The organism is Cupriavidus pampae (assembly GCF_914271485.1).
GTDB lineage: Bacteria > Pseudomonadota > Gammaproteobacteria > Burkholderiales > Burkholderiaceae > Cupriavidus > Cupriavidus pampae.
Map to the genome: position 1 here is coordinate 1 of NZ_CAJZAG010000038.1, position 690 is coordinate 690.

The 690-nt window shown below is 67.0% G+C and carries 1 protein-coding gene; it reads right to left on the reverse strand.

Annotated elements, in window-relative coordinates:
• On the reverse strand, window positions 1-690 hold a 690-nt coding region (locus tag LDO41_RS34150; RefSeq protein ID WP_223995892.1), incomplete at both ends, for a TonB-dependent receptor.

A 690-nucleotide genomic window follows, 5' to 3' on the forward strand; every position in this document is an offset into this window, starting at 1 on the left:
GTCCGCGCGAGCCAGCCTCGACGGTCCAGCCGCGCTGCTGCGCGAGGGGCACGAAGCGGTTGGTGGTGCCGATGGTCTGGTTGAGGTCCGAGAAGTCGGGCACGTCGGCGCTGCGCGTGATGTCGATAAACGCCTGCACATCCTTGACGGGTTCCCACAGCACGCCGAACTTTGGATTGACGCCGCTATAGGTGGTCGCGGCCGCGCGCGCGTTGGGATTCGCCGGCAGGCCGCCGAAGTCCGTGTAATCGCGCCGGCTGCGATAGGCCTTGGCCCCGGCCATCAGCGCCACGGTCGGCACCACGTAGAGCCGGTCCTCGAGGTAGGCCTCGTAGTTGTAGGCATCCTGCCGTGAGTTGAGCGTCTGCGCGCCGCGGTCGCCATTGACGTTGACGTACTGGCGCGCGTCGTTGCTGCCGCCGAAGAAGCGCGCGCCCGCGATGATGCGGTTGCGCATGCCGCCCACGGTCAGGTCCGCGGTGTAGCGCGGTGCGAAGCCGTAGGTCCAGTAATCCTGATCGATGACCTGGAAGATCGGGTGGTACAGGCTCTTGTGGACCACCCATGTGGAGAAGTCCAGCTGACCGTTGTCGAGTTTGACGGTCGTCACGTTGGCGAGGCGTTCGGTGCGCGTGTTGCGCGCCTGATCGCCGGCCAGCGCGCTGGCGGAGGCCATGCGCGGGTTGTGCA